Annotated in this window: 24 protein-coding genes and 2 riboswitches; of the genes, 15 read left to right on the forward strand and 9 right to left on the reverse strand. The window is 65.1% G+C overall.

Annotated elements, in window-relative coordinates; translation table 11 throughout:
- Positions 1 to 61: 61 nt before the first annotated feature.
- Positions 62 to 1,486 carry a sigma-54-dependent transcriptional regulator gene (locus U9J33_RS09650; RefSeq protein WP_132468753.1) on the reverse strand — a complete coding sequence of 475 codons (1,425 nt, stop codon included), beginning with the start codon at positions 1,484 to 1,486 and terminating at the stop codon, positions 62 to 64.
- 247 nt (positions 1,487 to 1,733) lie between these two features.
- On the opposite strand from U9J33_RS09650, the gene U9J33_RS09655 reads away from it, so the two are divergent.
- The 12 genes from U9J33_RS09655 to U9J33_RS09710 all read left to right on the forward strand — a co-directional run bounded on the left by U9J33_RS09655 (position 1,734) and on the right by U9J33_RS09710 (position 12,446).
- Complete coding sequence (locus U9J33_RS09655; RefSeq protein ID WP_082370561.1) at positions 1,734 to 1,859, forward strand: aa3-type cytochrome c oxidase subunit IV; 126 nt, start codon at positions 1,734 to 1,736, stop codon at positions 1,857 to 1,859.
- Between the two features lie 2 nt (positions 1,860 to 1,861).
- Positions 1,862 to 2,995, forward strand: a complete 1,134-nt coding sequence (locus tag U9J33_RS09660; RefSeq protein WP_132468754.1) for an NAD(P) transhydrogenase subunit alpha — start codon at positions 1,862 to 1,864, stop codon at positions 2,993 to 2,995.
- Positions 2,996 to 3,046: 51 nt separating this feature from the next.
- Positions 3,047 to 3,364 (forward strand): NAD(P) transhydrogenase subunit alpha, encoded by a 318-nt coding sequence (locus U9J33_RS09665; protein ID WP_054441587.1) that lies wholly within the window; start codon positions 3,047 to 3,049, stop codon positions 3,362 to 3,364.
- Positions 3,364 to 4,836 carry an NAD(P)(+) transhydrogenase (Re/Si-specific) subunit beta gene (locus U9J33_RS09670; protein WP_324694815.1) on the forward strand — a complete coding sequence of 491 codons (1,473 nt, stop codon included), beginning with the start codon at positions 3,364 to 3,366 and terminating at the stop codon, positions 4,834 to 4,836. The genes U9J33_RS09665 and U9J33_RS09670 overlap by 1 nt, the downstream gene beginning before the upstream one ends.
- Before the next feature lie 24 nt (positions 4,837 to 4,860).
- Positions 4,861 to 5,178 carry a hypothetical protein gene (locus U9J33_RS09675; RefSeq protein ID WP_324694818.1) on the forward strand — a complete coding sequence of 106 codons (318 nt, stop codon included), beginning with the start codon at positions 4,861 to 4,863 and terminating at the stop codon, positions 5,176 to 5,178.
- Between the two features lie 41 nt (positions 5,179 to 5,219).
- Positions 5,220 to 6,380: a deoxyguanosinetriphosphate triphosphohydrolase gene (locus tag U9J33_RS09680; RefSeq protein WP_324694820.1), complete on the forward strand. Its 1,161-nt coding sequence runs from the start codon at positions 5,220 to 5,222 to the stop codon at positions 6,378 to 6,380.
- Positions 6,373 to 7,065, forward strand: coding sequence for an NAD(P)H-binding protein (locus U9J33_RS09685; protein WP_324694822.1), 693 nt, complete (start codon positions 6,373 to 6,375; stop codon positions 7,063 to 7,065). The genes U9J33_RS09680 and U9J33_RS09685 overlap by 8 nt, the downstream gene beginning before the upstream one ends.
- A 92-nt stretch (positions 7,066 to 7,157) precedes the next feature.
- Positions 7,158 to 7,261, forward strand: a riboswitch (glycine riboswitch).
- A 1-nt stretch (position 7,262) separates the two neighbouring features.
- Positions 7,263 to 7,385: riboswitch (glycine riboswitch) on the forward strand.
- 34 nt (positions 7,386 to 7,419) lie between these two features.
- Positions 7,420 to 8,553: a glycine cleavage system aminomethyltransferase GcvT gene (gcvT, locus tag U9J33_RS09690; RefSeq protein ID WP_292636667.1), complete on the forward strand. Its 1,134-nt coding sequence runs from the start codon at positions 7,420 to 7,422 to the stop codon at positions 8,551 to 8,553.
- A gap of 11 nt (positions 8,554 to 8,564) precedes the next feature.
- Positions 8,565 to 8,936 carry a glycine cleavage system protein GcvH gene (gcvH, locus tag U9J33_RS09695; protein ID WP_054441594.1) on the forward strand — a complete coding sequence of 124 codons (372 nt, stop codon included), beginning with the start codon at positions 8,565 to 8,567 and terminating at the stop codon, positions 8,934 to 8,936.
- Positions 8,937 to 8,966: 30 nt separating this feature from the next.
- Complete coding sequence (gcvPA, locus tag U9J33_RS09700; protein ID WP_324694826.1) at positions 8,967 to 10,325, forward strand: aminomethyl-transferring glycine dehydrogenase subunit GcvPA; 1,359 nt, start codon at positions 8,967 to 8,969, stop codon at positions 10,323 to 10,325.
- Entirely contained in the window at positions 10,322 to 11,926 is a 1,605-nt protein-coding gene (gene gcvPB / locus U9J33_RS09705; protein WP_324694828.1) for an aminomethyl-transferring glycine dehydrogenase subunit GcvPB, read from the forward strand. The genes gcvPA and gcvPB overlap by 4 nt, the downstream gene beginning before the upstream one ends.
- Positions 11,927 to 11,984: 58 nt before the next feature.
- Positions 11,985 to 12,446 carry a DUF1453 domain-containing protein gene (locus U9J33_RS09710; RefSeq protein ID WP_231636203.1) on the forward strand — a complete coding sequence of 154 codons (462 nt, stop codon included), beginning with the start codon at positions 11,985 to 11,987 and terminating at the stop codon, positions 12,444 to 12,446.
- Positions 12,447 to 12,544: 98 nt separating this feature from the next.
- On the opposite strand, the gene U9J33_RS09715 is transcribed toward U9J33_RS09710, so the two are convergent.
- The 3 genes from U9J33_RS09715 to U9J33_RS09725 form a co-directional block, all read right to left on the reverse strand.
- Positions 12,545 to 12,673, reverse strand: coding sequence for a hypothetical protein (locus U9J33_RS09715; protein ID WP_292636669.1), 129 nt, complete (start codon positions 12,671 to 12,673; stop codon positions 12,545 to 12,547).
- Positions 12,674 to 12,772: 99 nt separating this feature from the next.
- Positions 12,773 to 12,907, reverse strand: a complete 135-nt coding sequence (locus U9J33_RS09720) for an entericidin A/B family lipoprotein (RefSeq protein ID WP_054441740.1) — start codon at positions 12,905 to 12,907, stop codon at positions 12,773 to 12,775.
- Positions 12,908 to 12,993: 86 nt separating this feature from the next.
- Complete coding sequence (locus U9J33_RS09725) at positions 12,994 to 13,947, reverse strand: DMT family transporter (RefSeq protein ID WP_324694835.1); 954 nt, start codon at positions 13,945 to 13,947, stop codon at positions 12,994 to 12,996.
- 44 nt (positions 13,948 to 13,991) lie between these two features.
- Between U9J33_RS09725 and U9J33_RS09730 the strand changes: the two genes are divergently transcribed.
- Positions 13,992 to 14,198 (forward strand): hypothetical protein, encoded by a 207-nt coding sequence (locus U9J33_RS09730; RefSeq protein ID WP_054441604.1) that lies wholly within the window; start codon positions 13,992 to 13,994, stop codon positions 14,196 to 14,198.
- Between the two features lie 397 nt (positions 14,199 to 14,595).
- Here the strand turns inward: U9J33_RS09730 and U9J33_RS09735 are convergent, their stop codons facing one another.
- Positions 14,596 to 16,116 carry a CpaF family protein gene (locus U9J33_RS09735; protein WP_185997517.1) on the reverse strand — a complete coding sequence of 507 codons (1,521 nt, stop codon included), beginning with the start codon at positions 16,114 to 16,116 and terminating at the stop codon, positions 14,596 to 14,598.
- Positions 16,117 to 16,257: 141 nt separating this feature from the next.
- On the opposite strand from U9J33_RS09735, the gene U9J33_RS09740 reads away from it, so the two are divergent.
- Positions 16,258 to 16,551, forward strand: a complete 294-nt coding sequence (locus U9J33_RS09740) for an HNH endonuclease (protein WP_292636670.1) — start codon at positions 16,258 to 16,260, stop codon at positions 16,549 to 16,551.
- Between the two features lie 73 nt (positions 16,552 to 16,624).
- Positions 16,625 to 17,935 carry a sulfatase-like hydrolase/transferase gene (locus U9J33_RS09745; RefSeq protein ID WP_324694839.1) on the forward strand — a complete coding sequence of 437 codons (1,311 nt, stop codon included), beginning with the start codon at positions 16,625 to 16,627 and terminating at the stop codon, positions 17,933 to 17,935.
- Between the two features lie 95 nt (positions 17,936 to 18,030).
- On the opposite strand, the gene U9J33_RS09750 is transcribed toward U9J33_RS09745, so the two are convergent.
- The 4 genes from U9J33_RS09750 to atpA form a co-directional block, all read right to left on the reverse strand.
- Positions 18,031 to 18,288: an ATP synthase F1 subunit epsilon gene (locus tag U9J33_RS09750; RefSeq protein ID WP_054441608.1), complete on the reverse strand. Its 258-nt coding sequence runs from the start codon at positions 18,286 to 18,288 to the stop codon at positions 18,031 to 18,033.
- 6 nt (positions 18,289 to 18,294) lie between these two features.
- On the reverse strand, positions 18,295 to 19,752 hold the full coding sequence (atpD, locus tag U9J33_RS09755) for a F0F1 ATP synthase subunit beta (protein ID WP_054441611.1): 1,458 nt from the start codon (positions 19,750 to 19,752) through the stop codon (positions 18,295 to 18,297).
- Positions 19,753 to 19,776: 24 nt separating this feature from the next.
- Positions 19,777 to 20,658: a F0F1 ATP synthase subunit gamma gene (locus tag U9J33_RS09760; RefSeq protein WP_185997515.1), complete on the reverse strand. Its 882-nt coding sequence runs from the start codon at positions 20,656 to 20,658 to the stop codon at positions 19,777 to 19,779.
- Between the two features lie 103 nt (positions 20,659 to 20,761).
- Positions 20,762 to 22,291, reverse strand: coding sequence for a F0F1 ATP synthase subunit alpha (gene atpA / locus U9J33_RS09765; protein WP_132468757.1), 1,530 nt, complete (start codon positions 22,289 to 22,291; stop codon positions 20,762 to 20,764).
- Positions 22,292 to 22,293: the final 2 nt, after the last annotated feature.

The following is a 22,293-nucleotide window of genomic DNA, read 5'->3' on the forward strand; positions in this document are numbered from 1 at the left end:
GGAGCGTTCACCGATCAATACCGTGCCGGCAGCCGTCAGCGGTTTGCCGGCACGGCCGCGTTCAGGCGGCGTTGTCGATGCCGAGTTCGCCGAGCTTGCGATAGAGGGTGGACCTGCCGATCCCCAGCCGCCGCGCCACTTCGGTCATCCGTCCGCGATAGAGGCCGATGGCGAGCCGGATGACGTCGGCCTCGATCTCGTCAAGCGGGCGCAGGTTGCCGTCGGCCGTGTAGAGCATCACCCCGGAGCTTTCGTGCATGGGGCTACTGGGGCTTGTGGATAAACCTGTGCCCAGAATGTTCGTAAGCTGTGGGAAGTCCTGCGAGGTCAGCGCATCTCCGTCGCAGAAGACGGCGGCACGAAACAGGACTGCCTGAAGCTGGCGGACATTGCCCGGCCAGTCGTAAGCAGCCAGCAGCGAGAGCGCGCCATCGGTGATGCCCAGCGCACGCAGCCCCGGCTGTTCACCGATCCGCGCGAGGAAGAACCGGGCGAGGGCGGCAATGTCGCCGGTGCGTTCGCGCAGCGGCGGCAGGCTCACCTTGGTGGGAGACAGCGCCTCAAGCAGTTCCGGCAGGAAATGGCCTTCGGTCACCAGGTCCTGAAGCGGCAGGTTGCTGGCCGCGATCAGGCGCACGTCGATGCGGAAGGAGTGGCGCGCGCCGATCGGGCGCACGTCGCTCTTGCGGATCGATTCCAGCAGCCGTTCCTGCACGCTGAGCGGCAGCCGATCTATCTCGTCCAGCGCAAGCGTGGCGCCGTCGCAATGCTGGAGCGCGCCCACCTGCCGGTCGAACGCGCCGGGAAAGGCGCCCTTTTCGTGGCCGAACAGGGCGGATTCGATGGAATTGGCCGGAAGTCCGCCGATATTGACTATCCGCAGCGGCGCCTTCGAGCGGGGGCTGGCGGCGTGCATCGCCCGGATCAGCATTTCCTTGCCGGAGCCAGTCTCGCCCTCGATCAGCACGGGGCCGTGCCCGCGCGCGGCCTTGGCGGCTACGGCGAGCGCCTTGCGGAAGTTGGGAGCGGCACCGATCATCGACTCGAAGTCGGGATTGGAGGGCATCTTCTCGGTCAGCGGGGCGAGTTCGTCGCTCGGCGCCTCGCGCGTGGTCGCGGTTCGCAGCGCATGCATCAGCCGGTCCGGTGCAACGGGCTTCACCAGATAGTCGGTCGCGCCCGCGCGCATCGCTTCGACCGCCAGCAGCGGAGAGGTGGAAGCGGTGAGCATCAGGATCGGCAGGGCCGGGCGGCGGGACTTGAGTTCGGCGATCAGGGCGCAGGCATCGTCACCGGGCACCCACTGGTCGAGGATGATGGCCGAAAGCTGCATGCCCTGGCGCGTGCCGAGCGTGGCGATCGCAGTTTCCGAATCGCGTGCGATGACCGTGCGCCAGCCCTCGCGCGCCGCCAGTGCCGAAATCAGGCGGCTTTGCGCGGGTTCGTCGTCGATCAGCATGAAGAGGCGCTGTTCTTGTTCCGCCATTTTCCGCCCGCCGTGTCGCCTCCTAGGTATCTCAGTCCCGAATTAGGGCAAACCAGTAAAGACGAAATTAAGGCTCAATTCGGTTCGTCGCAGAGAAACCGTGAAGGCATTTCTGGTTCGCCCTGCCGTTAACCGAAGCATTTGCCGCCGTTCCGGGCCGATTTGGCGGGGTTCGGGCTTGAGCCCGGCCGATGCGACGTCTAAACATAATGGATCAAACGGCAATAATCACAGGGGATACCAGTTCATGGCTTCAGGCAACGACATGAAGGCCGCCACCGCGACCTACAACGGCTTCGTCAAGGCCGCTACCTGGAGCACGGGCATCGTCATCCTTATCGTGGCATTCGTCGTCAGCCTGATTTCCGCCTGAGCGTGGCGGCAGGCACGCGGATCGCCGTTCTTCGGGAACGGGCGTCCGGCGAAACGCGCGTTTCGGCAACGCCCGAAACGGTACGGAAGCTCACCGCGCTGGGCGCCCAAGTGGCGGTCGAGGCCGGGGCCGGCCTCGCCGCCAGCATTGCCGATGCAGACTATGTCGCCGCAGGGGCCGAACTCGGCCCGGCGGAGCAGGCTGCGGCCGGTGCGGACATCGTCTTCGGCGTTCAGGGGCCCGATCCCGCGCTGCTGGCGGGCGTGAAGCCGGGGGCATGGGTGGTCGGCGCGCTTGATCCATCGGGGCAGCGCCCCCGGATCGATGCCTATGCCGCCGCCGGGCTGGAAGCGCTGGCGATGGAGTTCATGCCGCGCATCACGCGCGCGCAGTCGATGGATATCCTGTCCTCGCAGTCCAACCTCGCCGGCTACAAGGCCGTGCTGGTCGCCGCGAACCTCTATGGCCGGGCCTTCCCGATGATGATGACGGCGGCCGGCACGGTCAGCGCCGCCAAGGCCTTCATCATGGGGGTGGGCGTTGCCGGGCTTCAGGCCATCGCCACCGCCCGCCGCCTTGGCGCGCAGGTTTCCGCAACCGACGTTCGCTCGGCCACGCGGGAGCAGATCCTCTCGCTGGGCGCCAAGCCGATCTTCGTGGAAAACGTGCGCGGTATCGAGGGGGAGGGGTCGGGCGGCTACGCAACGGAAATGACCGAGGAATACCAGCTTGCGCAGGCGGAACTGGTCTCCGGGCACCTTGCGAAGCAGGATATCGTCATCACCACCGCGCTGATTCCCGGCAGGACGGCGCCGCGCCTGATCTCCGACGCGCAGATCGCCACCATGAAACCCGGCAGCGTGATCTTCGACCTCGCGGCGCCGCAGGGCGGCAATGTCGAAGGCTGCGTGGCCGATCAGGTGGTGGAGCGGCACGGCGTCAGGATCGTGGGTTACGCCAATACCCCCGCGCAACTGCCGGCAGATGCTTCCGCCCTCTTCGCGCGGAATCTGCTCAACTTCGTTTCGGCCTTCTGGGACAAGGAACTGGGCAAGCCGGTTCTCGACGAGGAAATCGGCAATGCCATCCGCCTGACGCAAGGCGGGAAAGTGGTTCACGAACGGCTGCTCGGCTGAAAAGGCGCGGAACGAGGCGCCTCGCAGGGCGCCGAAAAGGTTAGGGTGCTCATGGACTTCATCTCGATCCTGTCGATCTTCGTGCTGGCCTGCTTCGTGGGCTATTACGTCGTCTGGTCCGTGACACCGGCCCTGCACACGCCGCTGATGGCCGTTACCAACGCCATTTCCTCGGTTATCGTCGTGGGCGCATTGGTGGCCAGCGCGGCGCAGGGCTCGCCGCTGGCGAAATGGCTGGGGCTGGGGGCGGTGGTGCTGGCAAGCATCAATATCTTCGGAGGCTTCGCGGTCACCGCGCGGATGCTGGCGATGTACCGGAAAAAGGACAAGCCGGCGGCGGGCAGGCCGATATCGAAGGAGGCGAAGTGATGGAGCCTCATGCCGTGAATCCGTGGGTGGCGGTGGCTTACCTCATCGCCGGCATCTGCTTTATCCTGGCGCTGCGCGGACTGTCTTCCCCGGCCACGAGCCGCAGGGGCAACCGCTATGGCATGATCGGCATGGCGATCGCCGTGGTGACGACGCTGGCAACGCATGTCCCGCGGATCGACCTTGCAACCGGGCCCGGCCTTCCCCGTTACGACACTTCCTATATCGATCTGGCGTCCATGGGTGAAATCCTTGTCGCCATCGCCATCGGCGCGGTGATCGGGCTCACCACCGCCCGCAAGATCCAGATGACGGCGATGCCGCAGCTCGTCGCTGCATTCCACTCGCTGGTCGGGCTTGCCGCCGTGCTCGTAGGGATCGCCGCCTATTACAACCCGGCGGCGTTCGGCATTCTCGCACCCGGCGGGCTCGATATCCTGGCAGCCAGCCGGATCGAGATGGGGCTCGGCGTCGCCATCGGCGCGGTGACGTTCTCCGGTTCGGTGATCGCCTTCGCCAAGCTCAACGGCAACATGGGTGGCGCGCCGATCCTGCTGCCCGGCCGCCACGTCATCAATCTTGCGGCGCTGGTGGGTATCGCCGTTCTCGTCGCCCTGTTCCACCGGGACACGCCGGCGCTGTTCTGGGCGATCGTCCTGCTCAGCTTCGCCATCGGCTTCCTGCTGATCATCCCGATCGGCGGTGCGGACATGCCGGTCGTCGTATCGATGCTCAACTCCTACTCGGGCTGGGCGGCGGCGGCGATGGGTTTCACGCTCCACAACACCGCGATGATCGTGACCGGCGCGCTCGTGGGTTCTTCAGGCGCGATCCTCAGCTACATCATGTGCAAGGCGATGAACCGCAGCTTCATCTCGGTGATCGCCGGAGGCTTCGGCGCGGAGGCAGGCACGGGCGGCAGCGTAGCGGCAACGGATCGCCCCTGGAAGCGCGGTTCCGCCGAGGATGCTGCCTTCCTGATGAAGGAGGCGGAGAACGTCATCATCATTCCCGGCTACGGCATGGCGGTGGCGCAGGCCCAGCACGTCGTTCGCGAGATGGCGGACCAGCTCAAGTCCCACGGCGTTGGCGTGAAATACGCGATCCACCCGGTGGCTGGCCGGATGCCGGGGCACATGAACGTGCTGCTGGCCGAGGCGAACGTGCCTTATGACGAAGTGTTCGAGCTGGAGGACATCAACGGCGAATTCGCCCAGTGCGACGTGGCCTTCATCATCGGTGCCAACGACGTGGTGAACCCCGCCGCGAAGACCGACAAGGCATCGCCGATCTACGGGATGCCGGTGTTCGACGTGGAGAAGGCCAAGACGATCTTCTTCATCAAGCGCTCGATGGGCGGGCAGGGCTATGCCGGGGTCGACAACGAGGTGTTCTACATGGACCAGACCATGATGCTCCTCGCCGATGCGAAGAAGATGGTAGAGGATATCGTGAAAGCGCTGGCGGACTGATCGAGGGGCTCTATACGGCCCGCCATGCTGCGCATCCTCAAGCGAATCCTGCTGCTCGTCGGTCTCGTCGTCGTACTCGTGGGCGGTGTGCATCTCTACGCCGGCTGGCGCTTGCATGGCGCTCTGGTGGAAGCAGGCCTGTCGGACCGGGTGGCAAGCTGCATGACCCGGCGTATGGTCAAGCGGCTCAGCCTGCCGCAGCTCGTCCGGCTTCAGAACCTTCAGGGTGACAAGCCCACCATTGGCGCCTGGATCCGCGCGGTGAAGCTGGTCGATGACCGCAAGGTCATCCTCGTGACCACTTCGTCGGCGGCCTTGTGCAAGACCGGGCTTGCTCGGTAAGGGGGACGGGCGAGCAAGCCTGCTCCGGGAAAGATTTCAGCTTGACCCTTGCACCTTACGCTTCCGATCCGGCCCGTTCGCGTGGCCGAGAGTTTCCCATGGACACGGGCCTGCCGCGCGGTCAGCGCAGCCCCTACCAGCGCGACCGGGACCGGATCGTGCATTCGATTGCGTTCCGCCGCCTGCGCTACAAGACCCAGGTCTTCATCGCGCCAGACGGCGATCACTACCGGGTGCGCCTGACGCATAGCCTCGAAGTGGCGCAAGTCGCCCGCGTGATCGCCCGTATCCTCGGTCTCGACGAGGACCTGACCGAAGCGCTCGCGCTGGCCCACGATATCGGCCATCCCCCCTTCGGCCATGCCGGTGAGGAAGCGCTCGACGCGGCGCTCCACAAGGCGGGCGGGTTCGACCACAACGCCAATTGCCTGCGCACGCTGATGCGGATCGAAAGCCCCTATTGCGAGCATGACGGGCTGAACCTGACCTGGGAAACGCTCGAAGGCCTTGCCAAGCACAACGGGCCGGTCACCGAACCGAACTGGGCGCTGGCCGAGCTGGATGGCGCCTACGGCCTCGAACTGGGCACTTACGCATCGCTCGAAGCGCAAGTCGCGGCCCTGTCGGACGATATCGCCTATGACAACCACGATATCGACGACGGGCTGCGCGCAGGCTTCCTCGATCTCGACGAACTGTTGGCCCACCCCTTTATCGTGCCGCGCTGGAACGAGGTGGAGCGCCGCTATCCGGGCGTGCCGCGCGATCGCCAACTCGCCGAGCTGATCCGCAGCCAGATCGGCTTCATGGTCAACGATCTGCTGGCCGAAACGCAGCAGCGGCTAGTCGGCATCGAGAGCGTGGACGAGGTGCGCGCCGCGGGCCGCCAACTCGTCGCGTTTTCGAGCGAGGTCGAGGAGGGGGAGCGCGAGTTCAAGCGCTTCATGTACGAGAAGCTCTACTATCATCCCGAGCAGCTTGAAACCGCCCGTCGCGCCCGTGCGCTGCTGGCGGAGCTCTATTCTGCCTACTCGCAGGAGCCGGTGCTGATGGAGGAGAGCTGGATCGACGGCCTGCCGCGCCACGAACCTGCCCGCAGCCGCCACATCGCCGATTATATCGCGGGCATGACTGACCGCTATGCCATCTCGTGCCATGCCCAGATCTACGGCAGCACCCCGGAAGGGCTGCGCAATGTCTGATGCGATTTCGGCGGCGCGGCGGATCTGCCTCGTCGGCGCCAGCGGACTGGTGGGCTCGGCGGTCATCGAGGAGAGCGTCCGGCGGCCTGAGGTGCGTATCATCGGTGTCGCCCGGCGTGAGGTGCCGCTGCCGGATGGCGCGCGGCTGGAAATCCTCGTGGGAGAAACCGCCAACTGGCCGGTGCTGATCGCCGCAGCCCATGCGGACGTGTTCGTCTGCGCACTGGGCACCACGCGCAAGGCGGCCGGTAGCGACGAAGCCTTTCGCGCGGTAGACCACGATCTCGTGCTGGAAGCCGCCGCCGCCGCCCGCGGGGCCGGTATCCACCGCATGATCCTAGTTTCCTCGGTGGGCGCGGATGCCGAAAGTTCCAACCTCTATCTGCGTACCAAGGGCGAGGTCGAGGCCGCGCTCGGCAAGCTCGGTTTCGCGCGGCTGGATATCCTCCAACCGGGCCTGCTGCGCGGTCGGCGCGAAGAGGATCGGCCGCTGGAGAAAGCCGGGCAGGTGGTTGCGCCGATCGCGGACCTGCTGGTGTTTCATGCAAGACTGCGCCGGTTCCGCTCGATCGCGGCAGTGCGGCTGGCGCAAGTCATCCTCGCGCTCAGCGGTGAGCAGGCGCCCGGAACGTTCGTCCACGAGCACGATTCCATGGCCGATATCCTGAGTCGGCAGCAGTCCTGAGCCGGTTATTCCGACTACTGGTGGAAATTGTGATGCAGTGCAGCGCGATTGCGTTGACTTGCGCGCGGCGCTCAACCAAGTGACCAAATATCGCTGACAGCGCGGGAGAGACCTGCCGATTCGCATTTGCGAAGAAGCAGGCGCCGAAGGAGCAACCGCCCCGGAATCTCTCAGGCAAAAGGACCGCGCAGCGTCGATAGCGAGACTCTGGAAAGTGTCGCTGCCCTCATCGGGCAGAGGCCGCCGACGGTGTAACTTCGGGTTTGTCCTCAGGGGCGGGTCGAGGGAAGCTCTCAGGTTTCCGTGACAGAGGGGGCACCTGAAATGGTGTACCGAACTGTGCGGAGTCATGTCTTGAGCGAATATCCGATTTCCGATTCCGATCAGGAAGAAGCACCCCCGGCGCCGCTGCTGCTGCCGCTTGACGGCTGGCACCGTGAGCGTGGCGGCCGCATGGTCGAATTCGCCGGTTACATCATGCCCGTTCAGTACGAGGGCATCATGGCCGAGCATCTCTGGACCCGCGAGAGCGCCGGGCTGTTCGACGTCAGCCACATGGGCCAGCTCTACATCTCCGGCGAAGGCGTGGAAGCGGCGCTCGAAACGGCGCTTCCCATCGATCTGTCGACCCTGAAGACCGGTTCGGTGCGCTATTCGCTGCTGCTCGACGAGAACGGCGGCATCCTCGATGACCTCATGGTCACGCGCTGGGAAACCGGGTTCTACCTCGTCGTGAACGGCGCGACCAAGTGGGACGATATCGGCACGCTGCGCGAACTGCTACCGGACGACGTCACTCTCAATCACCTTGATGACAGCGCCCTGCTGGCGCTCCAGGGCCCCAAGGCCGCGGAAGCGCTTGAGCGTCTGGTGCCCGGGGTTTCCGCATTGACCTTCATGAAGGGCGGCGCGTTCAAGCTGGGCGGCGTCGATGCCTGGATCAGCCGCTCGGGCTACACCGGCGAAGACGGGTTCGAGATCGCGATCCCCGGCGAATCCGCCGCGATGATCGCCGAGCTGCTGTGCGGAGAGCCGGAAGTGAAGCCGATCGGCCTTGGTGCGCGCGATTCGCTGCGCCTCGAAGCCGGCCTGCCGCTCTATGGCCATGACATGGACCCGGAACGCGGCCCGGTCGAAGCCGGCCTCGCTTTCGGCATCAACAAGCGCCGCCGCCTCGAAGGCGGCTTCCCCGGTGCCGAGCGCGTCCAGCGCGACTTTGCGCAAGGCACCGCGCAGAAGCGCATCGGCCTCAAGCTCGAAGGCCGGCAGGCGGCGCGTGAAGGCGCCAAGGTTTTCCATGGAGAACAGGAGGTTGGAGTGGTAACTTCGGGCGGTTTCTCGCCTTCGCTCCAGCATCCCGTCGCCATGGCCTATGTCGATGCGGCAGTGGCCGCTGACGGCACGGCCCTTTCGATCGAAATCCGGGGCAAGAAGCTCGACGCAACGGTCGCAGCCATGCCCTTCGTCCCCAATCGCTATCACCGCTGAGGAAACTACCCATGACCCGTTATTTCTCGCAGGAACACGAGTGGCTTGAAGTCGAGGGCGACCTCGGCACTGTCGGCATCACCGATTACGCACAGGGCCAGCTTGGCGACATCACCTTCGTGGAGCTGCCCGAAGCTGGCGCTGCGTTCGGCAAGGGCGATTCCGTTGCCGTGGTGGATTCGGTAAAGGCCGCCTCGGACGTCTACACCCCGGTTTCGGGCACGATTGCCGAAGCTAACGCCGCGCTGACCGATGAGCCGGAACTGGTCAACACCGACGCCGAAGTGGGCGGCTGGCTGTTCCGCATCACCCTCTCGGACGCTTCGGAACTCGACGCGCTCATGGATGAGGCCGCGTATCAGAAGTACGTCGAAAGCCTCTGATCCAAATATAGAAATACGGAGTATCGCCGCTTGCGCTACCTGCCCCTGACCCCCGCCGATCGCGCCGAGATGCTCGGCGTCATCGGTGCCGACACGGTGGACGACCTGTTCGTCGACGTGCCCGCCGAGGCCCGGCTTTCCGGCCCCATCGCGGGGCTGCCGCTCCGCGCCAGTGAAATGGCCGTCGAACGGCACATGTCCGCGCTTGCGGCGAAGAACCTCTCGGCCGGTTCGGCCCCGTTCTTCCTCGGCGCCGGTGCCTATCGCCACCATGTTCCGGCCTCGGTCGATCACCTGATCCAGCGCGGCGAGTTCCTCACCGCCTACACGCCTTACCAGCCGGAAATCGCGCAGGGCACGCTTCAGGTGCTGTTCGAGTTCCAGACCCAGGTGGCGCGCCTGTTCGGCACCGACATCGCCAATGCCTCGATGTACGACGGTTCGACCGCGTGCTGGGAGGCGATCCTGATGGCCGCGCGCGTCACCCGCAAGGATCGCGCCGTGCTCTCGGGCGGCCTGCACCCGCATTACGGCGAAGTGGTGCGCACCATGGCGAAATTCACCGAGGACGATATCGTCTCCCTCTCGCCCGAACTGGTGGCAGAGGCGGACGACGCGGCGGTGATCGCGGCGATCGACGACAAGACCTCCTGCGTCGTCGTCCAGTACCCTGACATCCTCGGGCGCATCCCCGATCTCGCTGCGATCGCCGAGGCAGCCCATGCCAAGGGGGCGCTCCTGGTGGCCGTCGTCACCGAGCCGGTTGCGCTCGGCATGATCGAGGCGCCCGGCGTGCTGGGTGCGGATATCGTCGTGGGCGAGGGCCAGTCGCTGGGCGTGGGTCTCCAGTTCGGCGGGCCTTACCTCGGCCTGTTCGGCTGCCGCGAGAAGTTCGTGCGCCAGATGCCGGGCCGTCTTTGCGGGCAGACCGTGGACGCTGAGGGCAAGCGCGGCTTCGTGCTGACGCTCTCTACCCGCGAGCAGCATATCCGCCGCGAAAAGGCCACGAGCAATATCTGCACGAATTCAGGGCTTTGTGCGCTGGCTTTCAGTATTCATCTCACGCTTCTGGGCGGTGATGGACTGGCCCGGCTCGCTGCGGTCAATCACGATCGCACCCAGGCGCTCGTCGAACGGCTCACGGCTGTTCCCGGCGTGACGCTGCTGAATGATGCCTATTTCAACGAAGTCACGCTGGTCCTGCCGCGCGATGCGCGCGAAGTCGTGCGTGAACTGGCGGACCGCAAGGTGCTGGGCGGCGTGTCGCTCGGGCGCCTGTTCCCCGAGGCGAGCGAACTGCATAACGGCCTGCTCGTCACCGCGACGGAAACCGTCACGGACGAGGATATCGAGACCTTCGCCAAGGAACTGGAAGGAGTGCTGGCATGAGCGCGGTAAACGCAGCGGGCTGGCGTCCGTCCATGGGTGAGACGGGCGATTCCGGTGAGAAATTCGTAACGTCGTCAGGCGATTATGGCCTGATGCTGGAGGAGGCACTGAGCTTCGAACTCGGCGCCGAAGGCAAGTGCGGGGTCGATCTCGACACGCCCGCCCGTGCACCGGCAGCGGGGCTTTCCCGGTTTCTGCGCAAGGCCGCGCCCGCCCTGCCGGGCCTGACCGAGCCGGAGACGGTGCGCCACTACACGCGCCTCTCGCGCCAGAACTACGCCATCGACCTCGGGCCGTTCCCGCTCGGTTCGTGCACGATGAAGCACAACCCGCGGCTCAACGAGAAGATGGCCCGCCTGCCGGGCTTCTCCGATGTCCATCCGCTCCAGCCGCAGAAGTCGGTCGAAGGTGCGCTTGAGGTTATCGAGCAACTGGCGGACTGGCTCATCACGCTGACCGGCATGGCCTCGGTGGCGATGAGCCCGAAGGCCGGTGCCCACGGCGAGCTTTGCGGGCTGCTCTGCATCCGCGCCGCGCTCGATGCGCGGGGCGAGAAGCGCGACGTCGTGCTGGTGCCGGAGAGCGCCCATGGCACCAACCCGGCGACCGCTGCGTTCGCCGGCTTCAAGGTCCAGTCGATCCCGGCGACCCCCGAAGGCCGCGTCGATCTCGATGCGCTCAAGGCGAAGCTGGGACCGAACGTCGCGGGCGTGATGATTACCAATCCCAACACCTGCGGCCTGTTCGAGCCGGAGATGAAGGCGATCGGCGATGCTGTTCATGCGGCGGGCGGCTACGTCTATTGCGACGGTGCGAACTTCAACGCCATCGTCGGCAAGGTGCGCCCCGGCGACCTCGGCGTCGATGCCATGCACATCAACCTGCACAAGACCTTCTCCACCCCGCACGGCGGCGGCGGACCTGGTGCAGGGCCGGTGGTGCTGTCCGAAGCGCTGGCGCCTTTCGCGCCGCTGCCGTTTGTCACGCGCGGTGATGATGGCCGTGTCCACCTCGTCGAGGAGGAGAACGCGGGCGAGGGCCATGCGCAGGCGTTCGGCCGCATGGTCGCCTTCCACGGCCAGATGGGCATGTTCACCCGCGCGCTGACCTATATCCTCAGCCACGGCGCGGACGGTCTGCGCCAGGTTGCCGAGGATGCGGTGCTCAACGCCAACTACGTCCTGCGTTCGTGCGAGGACCTGCTGCCGGCACCTTTCGCCAAGAGCGGCCCGTGCATGCACGAGGCGCTGTTCAGCGACGCCGGTCTGGCAGAGGGCTTCTCCACGCTGGACATCGCCAAGGGCCTGATCGACGAGGGCTTCCACCCGATGACGGTCTACTTCCCGCTGGTGGTGAAGGGCGCGATGCTGGTCGAGCCGACCGAGACCGAGAGCAAGGCCGGGCTCGACCGCTTCATCGGTTCGCTGCGCAGTCTTGCCCAGCGCGCCAAGGACGGCGACCAGAGCCTGCACAGCGCACCGCACTTCGCACCGCGCCGCCGGCTTGACGAAACGCTCGCGGCGCGCAAGCCTGTGCTCGTATGGCAGGGCCAGCCGGGTGTGCCGGCAACGCCCTCGCTCAGCGAGATCGGGGGAAGTTGACGATATGGGGGGGAGCGGGTTTGCGGCCTGGTTGCCGTTGCTGATTTTCGTCGGGGTAATGGCCTGGCGTTTCCGCAGCCTCGAAAAGGCGAGGCCGCTCCGTCTTCCCCTCCTTTGGGTCGCGCCGCTGATCGTTTCGGCGGCGGTATCCCTCGCGCTCTACGGCATGCCGCCGAGCATTCTGGGCTGGCTGGCGCTGCTTGCCGGCTTTGCGGTCGGCGGCGGCATCGGCATGCAGCGCTCGCGCCTCATGCGCCTTCATGTCGAGGGGGAGGGCGACGAGGCCCGCGTCATGATGCGCCAATCACCGCTGGCGCTAGTGCTCGTGCTCGCGGTGTTCGCCGTGCGGCGGCTGATCCTGCCGGGCGGAATGGGCGTTCAGGGTGATCCTCATGCCGCCAACGCTCTGCTCATGACCGATGCCATGCTGGGTTTCGTGCTGGGCATGGTGGTAGTGAGCCGCCTGATCCTGTGGCAGCGTGCGCGCTCGATGGTGGCGGATCACATCACCGATAGCTGAGGGCGGGCAGGCATAAGAACAAGGGCTCCTGCTTCACGGCGCGAGAGAACCGAAGGCTGCGGCGCGAAATGGACCATCCATTTCGCGCCGCAGCCGTTTCAGGTTGCGCGATCCACCGAATTCGCGGCAGATTCGAGATCCTGTCCGACGCCGCGCACGGTATTGCAGGCCGCCGCGCCGAGCACGAGGCCCGATACCGCCAGCGCCAGAACCGCTTTCCTGATCATGACTGCGTAATCCTTCCTGTAGCGGCGAGCGAAATGGTCGCCGCTTTTCGGCGCTAATCCATCGGGATTGCGAGGGGAAGGGGTCTGCAGTCAGTCTTGTCAGCGGTTGATGGCGTCATCCCCGGCCTTGCCGACCGATTCGATGTCCTGGCCAGCGCCCTTCACGGTGTTGCAGGCTGCTGCGGAGAAGACGATGCCTCCGGCGACAAGCGCGAGAACGAGTTTCTTGACCATTGTCGGTTTCCTTTTCCTGGAGGTCCCGGCGTTTTCTGCCGGGATCGAAGGACGCAACTCGTGGCCGTGCGTGCGGTTCCCGCCGATCACCTTGCGGTAGGCACGGTTTCCTCGATCGCGCTTTCGTCCAGCGACGAGGTCGGCGAAATTCGCTTCGAAAGATAGTGTTCGCGCCAGGTGATGATGAGCCCGGCGGCGATGATGAGCGGCGCGCCGAGCCAGGTGGAGGCAGGCGGCAGGTCGCCGAAGATGGTGTAGCCATAGGCCGTCGCCCAGATCAGCGCGGTATAGTCCATGACCACGACGGTGGCCACCGCTCCATGGCGAAGTGCTGCGGTGATAAGGAGCTGGGCAAGGGTGCCCGCCAGCCCCACCGCCACAAGCAGCAGCCAGACGCGGGGCTCGTGGGACTGACCGTAGAACGGCAGAAGCACGGCTGCGAAAAGCGAACCGAAGAAGGCGAACCAGAACACGCAGGCGATGGGTGCCTCTGTCCGTGCGAGGTCGCGGATCTGGAAGCTGACCACGGCGACGATCACTCCGGCGCCGAGCCCGGCGGCCAACCCTGCGAGAGGAAGCGCCCCGGTTTCCCCACCGGGGCGGGTGATGACGAGAACTCCCGCGAAACCGAGCACGACCGCCAGCCATCGCCATGGCCCCACTTTGTCGCGCAGGACGATCGCGGTGATGAGCACGGCGAAGAGCGGCGCCGTGAAGCCGAGTGTCGTGCCCACCGGCAATGGCAGCAGCATGGCGGCGGTGACGTTGCAGACGAGGCCGAGCGTGCCCGAGGTCGCCCTGAAGGCATGGGAGGAGACCCGGCGGGTCTTCAACTGGCCGATCCGGCCGGTCGCCAGCAGCCACCCGGCGATGAGCGGCACTGACATGGCCTGCCGCCAGAACACCATCTCGGCTGCAGATACGCCGTGGCGACCGGCCAGCTTGACGAGCATGAACATCGTCGAGAGCATGACCATCGCCATCAGCCGCAAGCCAAGTGCGAGAAGGGGGCGATCCTGACGGGATGGGGCGGCGTTCACCGGCCGGGCTTTAACTTCCTCGCGGAAGTAGGCAAGGGCGCTCCATGAACGATTCCGACAAGATCATGGCCGCCGTGGGCGGTGTCGCCGCGCTGTTCGCGGTCATCGCCTGGATCGGCGACCGCCGCCGGATGAAGCGCCGCGATCTCGACCGCGTGGGCTTCATGCCGTGGACCACGGTGTTCTTCTTCGCGCTGATGCTGGCCGTCCTGCTGCTCGGCGTGGCCGGACGGGACTGGTTCGCCGGGTAGAACGGAAGCGCCCCGCTCTCGTGTAGCCGCGCGGGGCAAGCGATCATCGCGATGTTTAGCCCATCGAAGGGAGCGCTTTCCCACTGCAGGCAAAGCTGTCCTATGTTCGGGGATCAAGAACACCCCTTCTCGCCGCCGCCGCGCCTGCCATGTCCGTGTACCGGCCTTAGTGCCTGTCCGGCCGCGATCCCGTGCCGATGGCTGGACGCCCGCGCGGCAGGCGGCGTTCTCGGGGCGCGCCGGAAATCCGCTGCGCGCGCGCCGCGTGGGGATGACGCGCGAGACTGCCTATCGGCTGCGGCCGCGGCCCGGCCCGGATGTGCCGCCAGCCCGCCGGGCCGCAGCGAAGGCGATCCGGCGCGGCGGGTTTCGTACCCGGTCCGGTATCAACCAGATGTCAGAGGCAGGCTTCGAGGTAGGCCTGGTCAAAGCCGAACTGGCGGGCCTTCTCGAGCGTATAGGGACGCAGGCCCGATGGGCGGAATTCGCCGATGATCTTGCCGTCGTCGGTCTCGTCGAGATACTCGAACTTGAAGAGTTCCTGCGTGACGATGACATCGCCTTCCATGCCGATCACTTCGGTGATGTTGGTGGTGCGGCGCGAACCGTCGCGCAGGCGCTTCACCTGAACGATGATGTCCACCGACTCGGCGATCTGGCGGCTGATGGCTTCCTTGGGGATCTTGATGTCGCCCATCAGGATCATGTTTTCCATACGGCCAAGGCATTCGCGCGGGGAGTTGGCGTGGAGCGTGCACATCGAACCGTCGTGGCCGGTGTTCATCGCGGCGAGCAGGTCGAAGCATTCGGCGCCGCGGATTTCGCCGAGGATGATGCGGTCAGGCCGCATACGCAGGGCGTTCTTCACAAGGTCGCCGATGGTGATAGCGCCCTGGCCTTCGAGGTTCGGCGGGCGGGTTTCCAGCGGCAGCCAGTGGGGCTGTTGCAGGCGAAGTTCGGCGGCGTCCTCGATGGTCAGCACGCGCTCGCCCGGGTCGATCATCTTGGACAGGGCGTTCAGCATCGTCGTCTTGCCCGAACCCGTACCGCCGGAGATGACGATGTTCATGCGGCAGGCGCCGGCGATCTTGAGGGCGGTGGCCATCTTCTCGCTCATCGACCCGAAGTCCTTGAGCATGTCGATGGTGATCGGCTTCTCGGAGAACTTGCGGATCGAGATCGCGGTGCCGCGCAAGCTGAGCGGCGGCACGATCACGTTGACGCGGCTGCCGTCCTTGAGGCGGGCGTCGGCCAGCGGGGTGGTCTGGTCGACGCGGCGGCCGACCTGATTGACGATGCGCTGGGCGATCTGGAACAAGTGCTGTTCGTCGCGGAACTTGGTCGACGCGAGCTGGAGCTTGCCCTTTTTCTCGATGTAGGTCTGGTTCGGGCCGTTGACCATGATGTCCGACACGTCGGGGTCGTTCAGCAGCTCTTCCAGCGGGCCGAAGCCAAGCAGTTCGTCAATCAGCACTTTCTCCAGCGCGAATTGCTCGCGGCGGTTGAAGGTGATCTTGAGCTCGGCCAGCACCTCGATGATGATCGGGCGAAATTCCTCGGACAGCTCATCCTTGGTCAGCGTGGCGGCCGCCTCGGGGTCGACGCGTTCGAGCAGGCGGGGAAGCACCTGCTCCTTGATCTTGTGGATGGAGGCTTCGAAACCGTTCTGGTCGGACTGGTTGTCGTGAACCGCATTGGCGCGGTCGGCCAGGCGAGACATGGCGTCATCGCGGGAATTCGCGGGCGAGGGGGCGTCTATCCCCGGTACCGGCGGGAACGGTTCGCCGCCAGGCATCGGCACGTTGCCGGGCATCGGCGATTTCTCGGCGCCCCCTTTCAGCGGCTTGGCCACGCCGAATGCCGGCCGGGCGCCCTGACCCATGCCGCCGATGCCGTTACGCCGCCCGAATGCCGTCATTGTCTCGTCAACCCTTTCAACGCCCCGGCTCTCGTCCGGCGCGATGTCCCGCGATAAGCGAAGGATTAAGGTTGAAACTTTGATAACTTCCTAATGGCGGCAGGTTGCCGCATCGGTGCAAAGGGTGGAGAAAGGAGCAAAATGTCTCAGGCGGGCGCGGTGCAGGGTTCGGTTTGCTGGCTGTGCCAACGGCCGCTGGGCCGCAGGACGGAGTGGCATCATCCGATCCCGCGAAGCCGAGGCGGGCGAGAAACCGTGCCGCTCCACCCGATATGCCACCGCACGATCCATGCGACCTTCAGCAATGCCGAACTTGCACGCCTGCCGGCCGATCCCGCAGCCCTCTCACGAGACCCGGCCATCGCGCGCTTCCTGCGATGGATAGCGGGGAAGCCCGCCGATTTCCACGCACCGACCCGGAAGCGTCAACCTTGAATTAAGCAAAGTTTCACCGATTGAAACCTAGGTAGTCTGTCAGAAGAGCACGGGGCGGAAAAGCGAGATTGCAATGAGAATTCCGGCCCATCAATGGCCTTGGCGCTGGTGCCTTTACTGGCTGCTGCTGCCGAACATCATCGTGATCGTGATGTGGCCGATCGGCGGGCCGCCGATGGGGCGTCCGATCTTCGTTGCCGGCCTGCTCGCGCTCGCTTTCTCGCAGATGCGCTCGCTCCTGCTTCGCCGGATGGCGGTGGCCGTGCTCGGGCTCGGGATCACGTTCGAATATATCGTGAACTCGTTCAACCTCGAAGCGATGCGCATCGATGCCGCCTCGGAGTTCCTGAAGAATGCCAAGCCGCTGGCGTCGGCGGAATATCTTGCCGGTCTCGTCATTCTTTGCGCAACCCTTGCACTGGCAGTTCGCGGGGCGGGACGGGTCCAGCATTTCGCCAGGCCGTCAAACTGGATTTTTGCGATCTGTGCCATCCTCGGCATGATGCAGATCGATGCCGTCGCGACCGTCGCCACCAGTAATACCTACAAAGGACTGCCGCCGGAAGGGACGCCTTTCGCATCCGGTGTCGAGAGTGGCGGCGTGGCTCAACCCGGCCCGGCCAGACGGCATCTCGTGGTGATCGTCGTGGAAGCGCTCGGCATTCCGACGTTCGAGGAAGGGAAGCGGCTGTTCGCTGCAGACTGGGATCGGCCAGCGTGGCGTGGCAGGTACGAAGTGGCAAGGGGCAAGGTTGCCTACTTCGGCTCGACTACCAATGGGGAGATAAGGGAGCTTTGCGGCGCATTCGCGAATTTCGACGGGTTCGATTTCGCTCATGCGGATTGCCTGCCCCGTCGCTATTCAAAAGCCGGATACGACACTCTCGCGATCCATGCCTTCGAGGGCGGCTTCTTCGACAGGAGGGCGTGGTGGCCGCAAGCAGGGTTCGCCCGAACCGAATTCGCGCCGGACCTGGTTCGCGGCGGTGCCCGCAAATGTGGCGGGATGTGGCCCGGCGCCTGCGACGTGGATATCGCGGCGCAGATCGGCCAGCGGCTCAAGTCGGCAAGTCGGCCGCAGTTCATCTATTGGGTGACCCTCAATTCCCACATTCCCGTGCTTGCAGGGGCGACACCGGGGCTGGCCGGCTGCGAGGATGGTGCGGCACCGCTCGCTCATGCGTCGCTGCTTCAGTGCCGCCTGTTTCAGGCGCATCACGACATCGCGGAAGCCATTTCGGCGCTGGCGATGGACCCGGCGCTGCCTCCTACTGATTTTCTCATCGTCGGAGACCACATGCCGCCGTTCATGCGCCGCAACGAGCGGCTCGACTTCGACGGTTACAATGTTCCCTGGATCGTCCTTCGCAACCGGCCTGCCTGACAATCGAAAGGGCGAAGCAGGGCCGTAAAACGACGAAAGCGCCGAACCGCGATGTGCGGTCCGGCGCTTTCAGTATCGTCCAACCGGACGGTAGATCAGACCCCGACGTGCTCCGCGAGCACGGTCAGGCCCTTGTCGCCCACTTCGGCGAAACCGCCGGTGATGCGGATCTCTTCCGGTGCGGCGTTCTCGGTCTTGTAGACCTTGAGCGCGCCATCGGCGATCGTCGACATGAAGGGTGCATGACCCTCCAGCACGCCGAACTCGCCTTCGGTGCCGGGGACGACCACCATGTGGACGTCTTCCGAGCGGACGAGCTTGGCCGGCGTGACGAGCTCGAAGTGCAGTGCCATGACTGATTACGCCTCTTCGGCCAGCTTCTTGGCCTTGGCGACCGCTTCCTCGATGCCGCCGACCATGTAGAAGGCTGCTTCGGGAAGGTGATCGTATTCGCCTTCGACGACGGCCTTGAACGACTTCACGGTGTCTTCGAGCTGGACGAACTTGCCCGAGATGCCGGTGAAGACTTCCGCGACGTGGAACGGCTGCGAAAGGAACTTCTGGATCTTGCGGGCGCGGGCGACGGTGAGCTTATCTTCTTCCGAAAGCTCGTCCATGCCCAGGATCGCGATGATGTCCTGAAGCGACTTGTACTTCTGCAGGGTTTCCTGAACCTTGCGGGCGGTCTCGTAGTGCTCGGCGCCGACGACGCGGGGCTCAAGAACGCGCGAGGTCGAGTCGAGCGGGTCGACGGCCGGGTAGATACCCAGTTCCGAGATGGCGCGGTTCAGCGTGGTCGTCGCGTCAAGGTGAGCGAACGATGCAGCCGGAGCCGGGTCGGTAAGGTCGTCCGCAGGGACGTAGATCGCCTGGACCGAGGTGATCGAACCCTTGGTGGTCGAGGTGATGCGTTCTTGCAGCTGGCCCATGTCGGTGGCGAGGGTCGGCTGATAGCCCACTGCCGAAGGAATACGGCCGAGCAGAGCCGACACTTCCGCGCCTGCCTGGGTGAAGCGGAAGATGTTGTCGACGAAGAACAGGACGTCCTGGCCTTCCTGGTCGCGGAAGTACTCGGCCATGGTCAGGCCCGAGAGGGCGACGCGGGCACGGGCGCCCGGGGGCTCGTTCATCTGGCCGAACACGAGCGCAACCTTGGAACCTTCCGAGGTGGCGTTGCCTTCGGCGTCCTTGGCGATAACGCCGGCGTCGAGGAACTCGTGGTAAAGGTCGTTACCTTCACGGGTACGTTCACCGACGCCCGCGAAGACCGAGACGCCGCCGTGGCCCTTGGCGATGTTGTTGATCAGTTCCTGAATGAGAACCGTCTTGCCCACGCCGGCGCCGCCGAACAGGCCGATCTTGCCGCCCTTGGCGTAAGGCGCGAGAAGGTCGATGACCTTGATGCCGGTGACCAGGATCGCCGCTTCGGTCGACTGGTCGACGAACGGCGGGGCTTCGGCGTGAATCGGGGCGAACATGTCCGAACCGACGGGGCCACGCTCGTCGATCGGATCGCCGACGACGTTCATGATGCGGCCGAGGGTCTTCGGGCCGACCGGCACCGAGATCTGGGCGCCGGTGCTGATCACGTCCTGACCGCGGGTCAGGCCGTCGGTGCCGTCCATGGCGATGGTGCGGACGGTATTCTCGCCAAGGTGCTGGGCAACTTCAAGGACCAGCTTCTGGCCGTTGTTGCTGGTTTCCAGCGCGGAGAGAATTGCCGGCAGCTCACCTTCGAAGGTGACGTCGACGACGGCGCCAATGATCTGGCTGATCTTGCCGGTGGCGGTTTGGTTTAGCACGGGGGCGGTGGCCATTTTGGTTTCCTTGCCTGCGATGTCTTAGAGCGCTTCCGCGCCCGCGATAATTTCAACGAGTTCAGTCGTGATCGCGGCCTGACGGCTGCGGTTGTACTGGATGGTCAGCTTCTTGATCAGGTCGCCCGCATTGCGCGTCGCGTTGTCCATGGCCGTCATCGACGCGCCCTGTTCCGACGCGGCGTTTTCCAGCAGGGCGCCGAAGAGCTGCGTGCGCAGGTAGCGCGGCAGCAGCGCGGCGAGGATCTCTTCCTCCTCCGGCTCATACTCGGTCACCGCATCCGCGCCGGCGGTCGCAACGACGGCCTTGGGAGCGGGAACGGGGATGATCTGCTGGTCGGTCGGTTCCTGAACGAGCGCCGAGCGGAACTTCGAGTAGAACAGGTGCGCCACGTCGAACTTGCCGGCCTCATAGAGGGCGACCAGTTCGTTGGCGATGCGCTCGGCTTCGTCGAAACCGGGATCGCGTACGTCCGTGGTATCGAACAGGTGTGCGATCTGCTTCGGGAATTCGCGGCGCAGCGGCGCACGGCCTTTGCGACCCACCAGATAGAACAGGACGGTCTTGCCCTGGGCTTCCAGTTCCTTTGCCTTGACGCGGGCGGCCTTGACGATGTTCGAGTTGAACGCGCCGCAAAGGCCCTTGTCCGAGTTCGCGACGACGAGCAGGTGCACCTTGTCGCTACCGGTGCCGGCGAGCAGCCGGGGGCTGTTCTCGCTGACCGTGATCTTGCTCGCGAGCGAGCCCATCACCTCGGCCAGACGCGCGGCGTAGGGACGCGCGGACTCCGCGGCGGCCTGCGCCTTGCGCAGCTTGGCCGCGGCGACCATCTGCTTGGCCTTGGTGATCTTCTGGGTCGATTTGACCGAGTTGATGCGGCCCTTGAGTTCCTTGAGCGAAGCCACTCGTTGTTCCTCGTTTCGTCATCCTGGACCATGGGCCGGGACCGCTGGCAGCGTCATGCGACCCTGCCGGCAGTCCCGGCTTTCGCCGGGATGGCGGTTGTACTTACGCGAACTGCTTGGCGAAGGCGTCGAGCGCAGCCTTGGTCTTGCTCTTCGCTTCGTCGCCGAAGTCCTTGGTCGTGCGGATCAGCGCGAGGACGTCGGCATGCTGCTCGTGCATGAAGTCGAGCATTTCGGCTTCGTACTCGGTGACCTTCGAAACCGGCAGGCTGTCGAGATAGCCGTTGGTGCCGGCGAAGATCGACACGGTCTGCTCTTCGAACGCAAGCGGCGAGAACTGCTTCTGCTTGAGCAGTTCGGTCAGGCGCGCACCGCGGTTGAGGAGCTTCTGGGTCGAAGCGTCGAGGTCCGAGCCGAACTGCGCGAAGGCCGCCATTTCACGGTACTGCGCCAGTTCCAGCTTGATCGAGCCGGCAACCTTCTTCATCGCCTTGGTCTGGGCTGCACCGCCGACGCGCGACACCGACAGACCCACGTTGATGGCCGGACGGATGCCCTGGTAGAACAGGCCGGTTTCAAGGAAGATCTGGCCGTCGGTGATCGAGATCACGTTGGTCGGAATGTAGGCCGAAACGTCGCCAGCCTGGGTTTCGATGATCGGCAGCGCGGTGAGCGAGCCTGCACCGTTTTCCTCGTTCATCTTCGCAGCGCGCTCAAGCAGGCGGCTGTGGAGATAGAACACGTCGCCGGGATAGGCTTCGCGGCCCGGCGGGCGGCGCAGCAGCAGCGACATCTGGCGATAGGCGACGGCCTGCTTGGAAAGGTCGTCATACACGATCACGGCGTGCATGCCGTTGTCGCGGAAGAACTCGCCCATGGCGGCGCCGGTGTAGGGCGCCAGGTACTGAAGCGGAGCCGGTTCCGAAGCGGTCGCGGCGATCACGATGGAGTATTCCATCGCGCCGTTTTCTTCGAGCTGGCGAACGATCTGCGCGACGGTCGAGCGCTTTTGGCCGACAGCGACGTAGATGCAGTAAAGCTTCTTGGACTCGTCGTCGCCCTTGTTCGCTTCCTTCTGGTTGATGAAGGTGTCGATGGCGACGGCGGTCTTGCCGGTCTGGCGGTCACCGATGATCAGCTCGCGCTGGCCGCGGCCGACGGGGACGAGGGCGTCGATCGCCTTCAGGCCGGTCTGCACGGGTTCGTGCACCGACTTGCGCGGGATGATGCCCGGCGCCTTGGCTTCCACGCGGGCGCGCTTGTCAGCGATGATCGGGCCCTTGCCGTCGATCGGGTTGCCGAGAGCGTCCACCACGCGGCCGAGCAGGCCCTTGCCGACGGGAACGTCGACGATGGTGTTAGTGCGCTTGACGCTGTCGCCTTCCTTGATTTCGGCGTCCGAGCCGAAGATCACGACACCGACGTTGTCGGCTTCGAGGTTGAGCGCCATGCCCTGAACGCCGTTGGCGAATTCGACCATTTCGCCGGCCTGGACCTTGTCGAGGCCGTGGATGCGGGCGATGCCGTCACCGACCGACAGAACCGAGCCGACTTCGGAAACCTGGGCTTCGGTGCCGAAGCTGGCGATCTGGTCCTTGATGACCTTCGAGATTTCTGCTGCGCGGATATCCATTG

This window comes from Novosphingobium sp. RL4 (genome assembly GCF_035658495.1).
Classification (GTDB): domain Bacteria; phylum Pseudomonadota; class Alphaproteobacteria; order Sphingomonadales; family Sphingomonadaceae; genus Novosphingobium.

Bases quoted from the DNA above. Each gene is read 5' to 3' on its own strand.
- U9J33_RS09650 (WP_132468753.1), bottom strand. From the start codon at position 1,486: ATGGCGGAACAAGAACAGCGCCTCTTCATGCTGATCGACGACGAACCC.
- U9J33_RS09655 (WP_082370561.1), top strand. From the start codon at position 1,734: ATGGCTTCAGGCAACGACATGAAGGCCGCCACCGCGACCTACAACGGC.
- U9J33_RS09665 (WP_054441587.1), top strand. From the start codon at position 3,047: ATGGACTTCATCTCGATCCTGTCGATCTTCGTGCTGGCCTGCTTCGTG.
- U9J33_RS09670 (WP_324694815.1), top strand. From the start codon at position 3,364: ATGGAGCCTCATGCCGTGAATCCGTGGGTGGCGGTGGCTTACCTCATC.
- U9J33_RS09675 (WP_324694818.1), top strand. From the start codon at position 4,861: ATGCTGCGCATCCTCAAGCGAATCCTGCTGCTCGTCGGTCTCGTCGTC.
- U9J33_RS09685 (WP_324694822.1), top strand. From the start codon at position 6,373: ATGTCTGATGCGATTTCGGCGGCGCGGCGGATCTGCCTCGTCGGCGCC.
- gcvH (WP_054441594.1), top strand. From the start codon at position 8,565: ATGACCCGTTATTTCTCGCAGGAACACGAGTGGCTTGAAGTCGAGGGC.
- gcvPB (WP_324694828.1), top strand. From the start codon at position 10,322: ATGAGCGCGGTAAACGCAGCGGGCTGGCGTCCGTCCATGGGTGAGACG.
- U9J33_RS09710 (WP_231636203.1), top strand. From the start codon at position 11,985: ATGGCCTGGCGTTTCCGCAGCCTCGAAAAGGCGAGGCCGCTCCGTCTT.
- U9J33_RS09715 (WP_292636669.1), bottom strand. From the start codon at position 12,673: ATGATCAGGAAAGCGGTTCTGGCGCTGGCGGTATCGGGCCTCGTGCTC.
- U9J33_RS09720 (WP_054441740.1), bottom strand. From the start codon at position 12,907: ATGGTCAAGAAACTCGTTCTCGCGCTTGTCGCCGGAGGCATCGTCTTC.
- U9J33_RS09730 (WP_054441604.1), top strand. From the start codon at position 13,992: ATGAACGATTCCGACAAGATCATGGCCGCCGTGGGCGGTGTCGCCGCG.
- U9J33_RS09735 (WP_185997517.1), bottom strand. From the start codon at position 16,116: ATGACGGCATTCGGGCGGCGTAACGGCATCGGCGGCATGGGTCAGGGC.
- U9J33_RS09740 (WP_292636670.1), top strand. From the start codon at position 16,258: ATGTCTCAGGCGGGCGCGGTGCAGGGTTCGGTTTGCTGGCTGTGCCAA.
- U9J33_RS09745 (WP_324694839.1), top strand. From the start codon at position 16,625: ATGAGAATTCCGGCCCATCAATGGCCTTGGCGCTGGTGCCTTTACTGG.
- U9J33_RS09750 (WP_054441608.1), bottom strand. From the start codon at position 18,288: ATGGCACTGCACTTCGAGCTCGTCACGCCGGCCAAGCTCGTCCGCTCG.
- atpD (WP_054441611.1), bottom strand. From the start codon at position 19,752: ATGGCCACCGCCCCCGTGCTAAACCAAACCGCCACCGGCAAGATCAGC.
- atpA (WP_132468757.1), bottom strand. From the start codon at position 22,291: ATGGATATCCGCGCAGCAGAAATCTCGAAGGTCATCAAGGACCAGATC.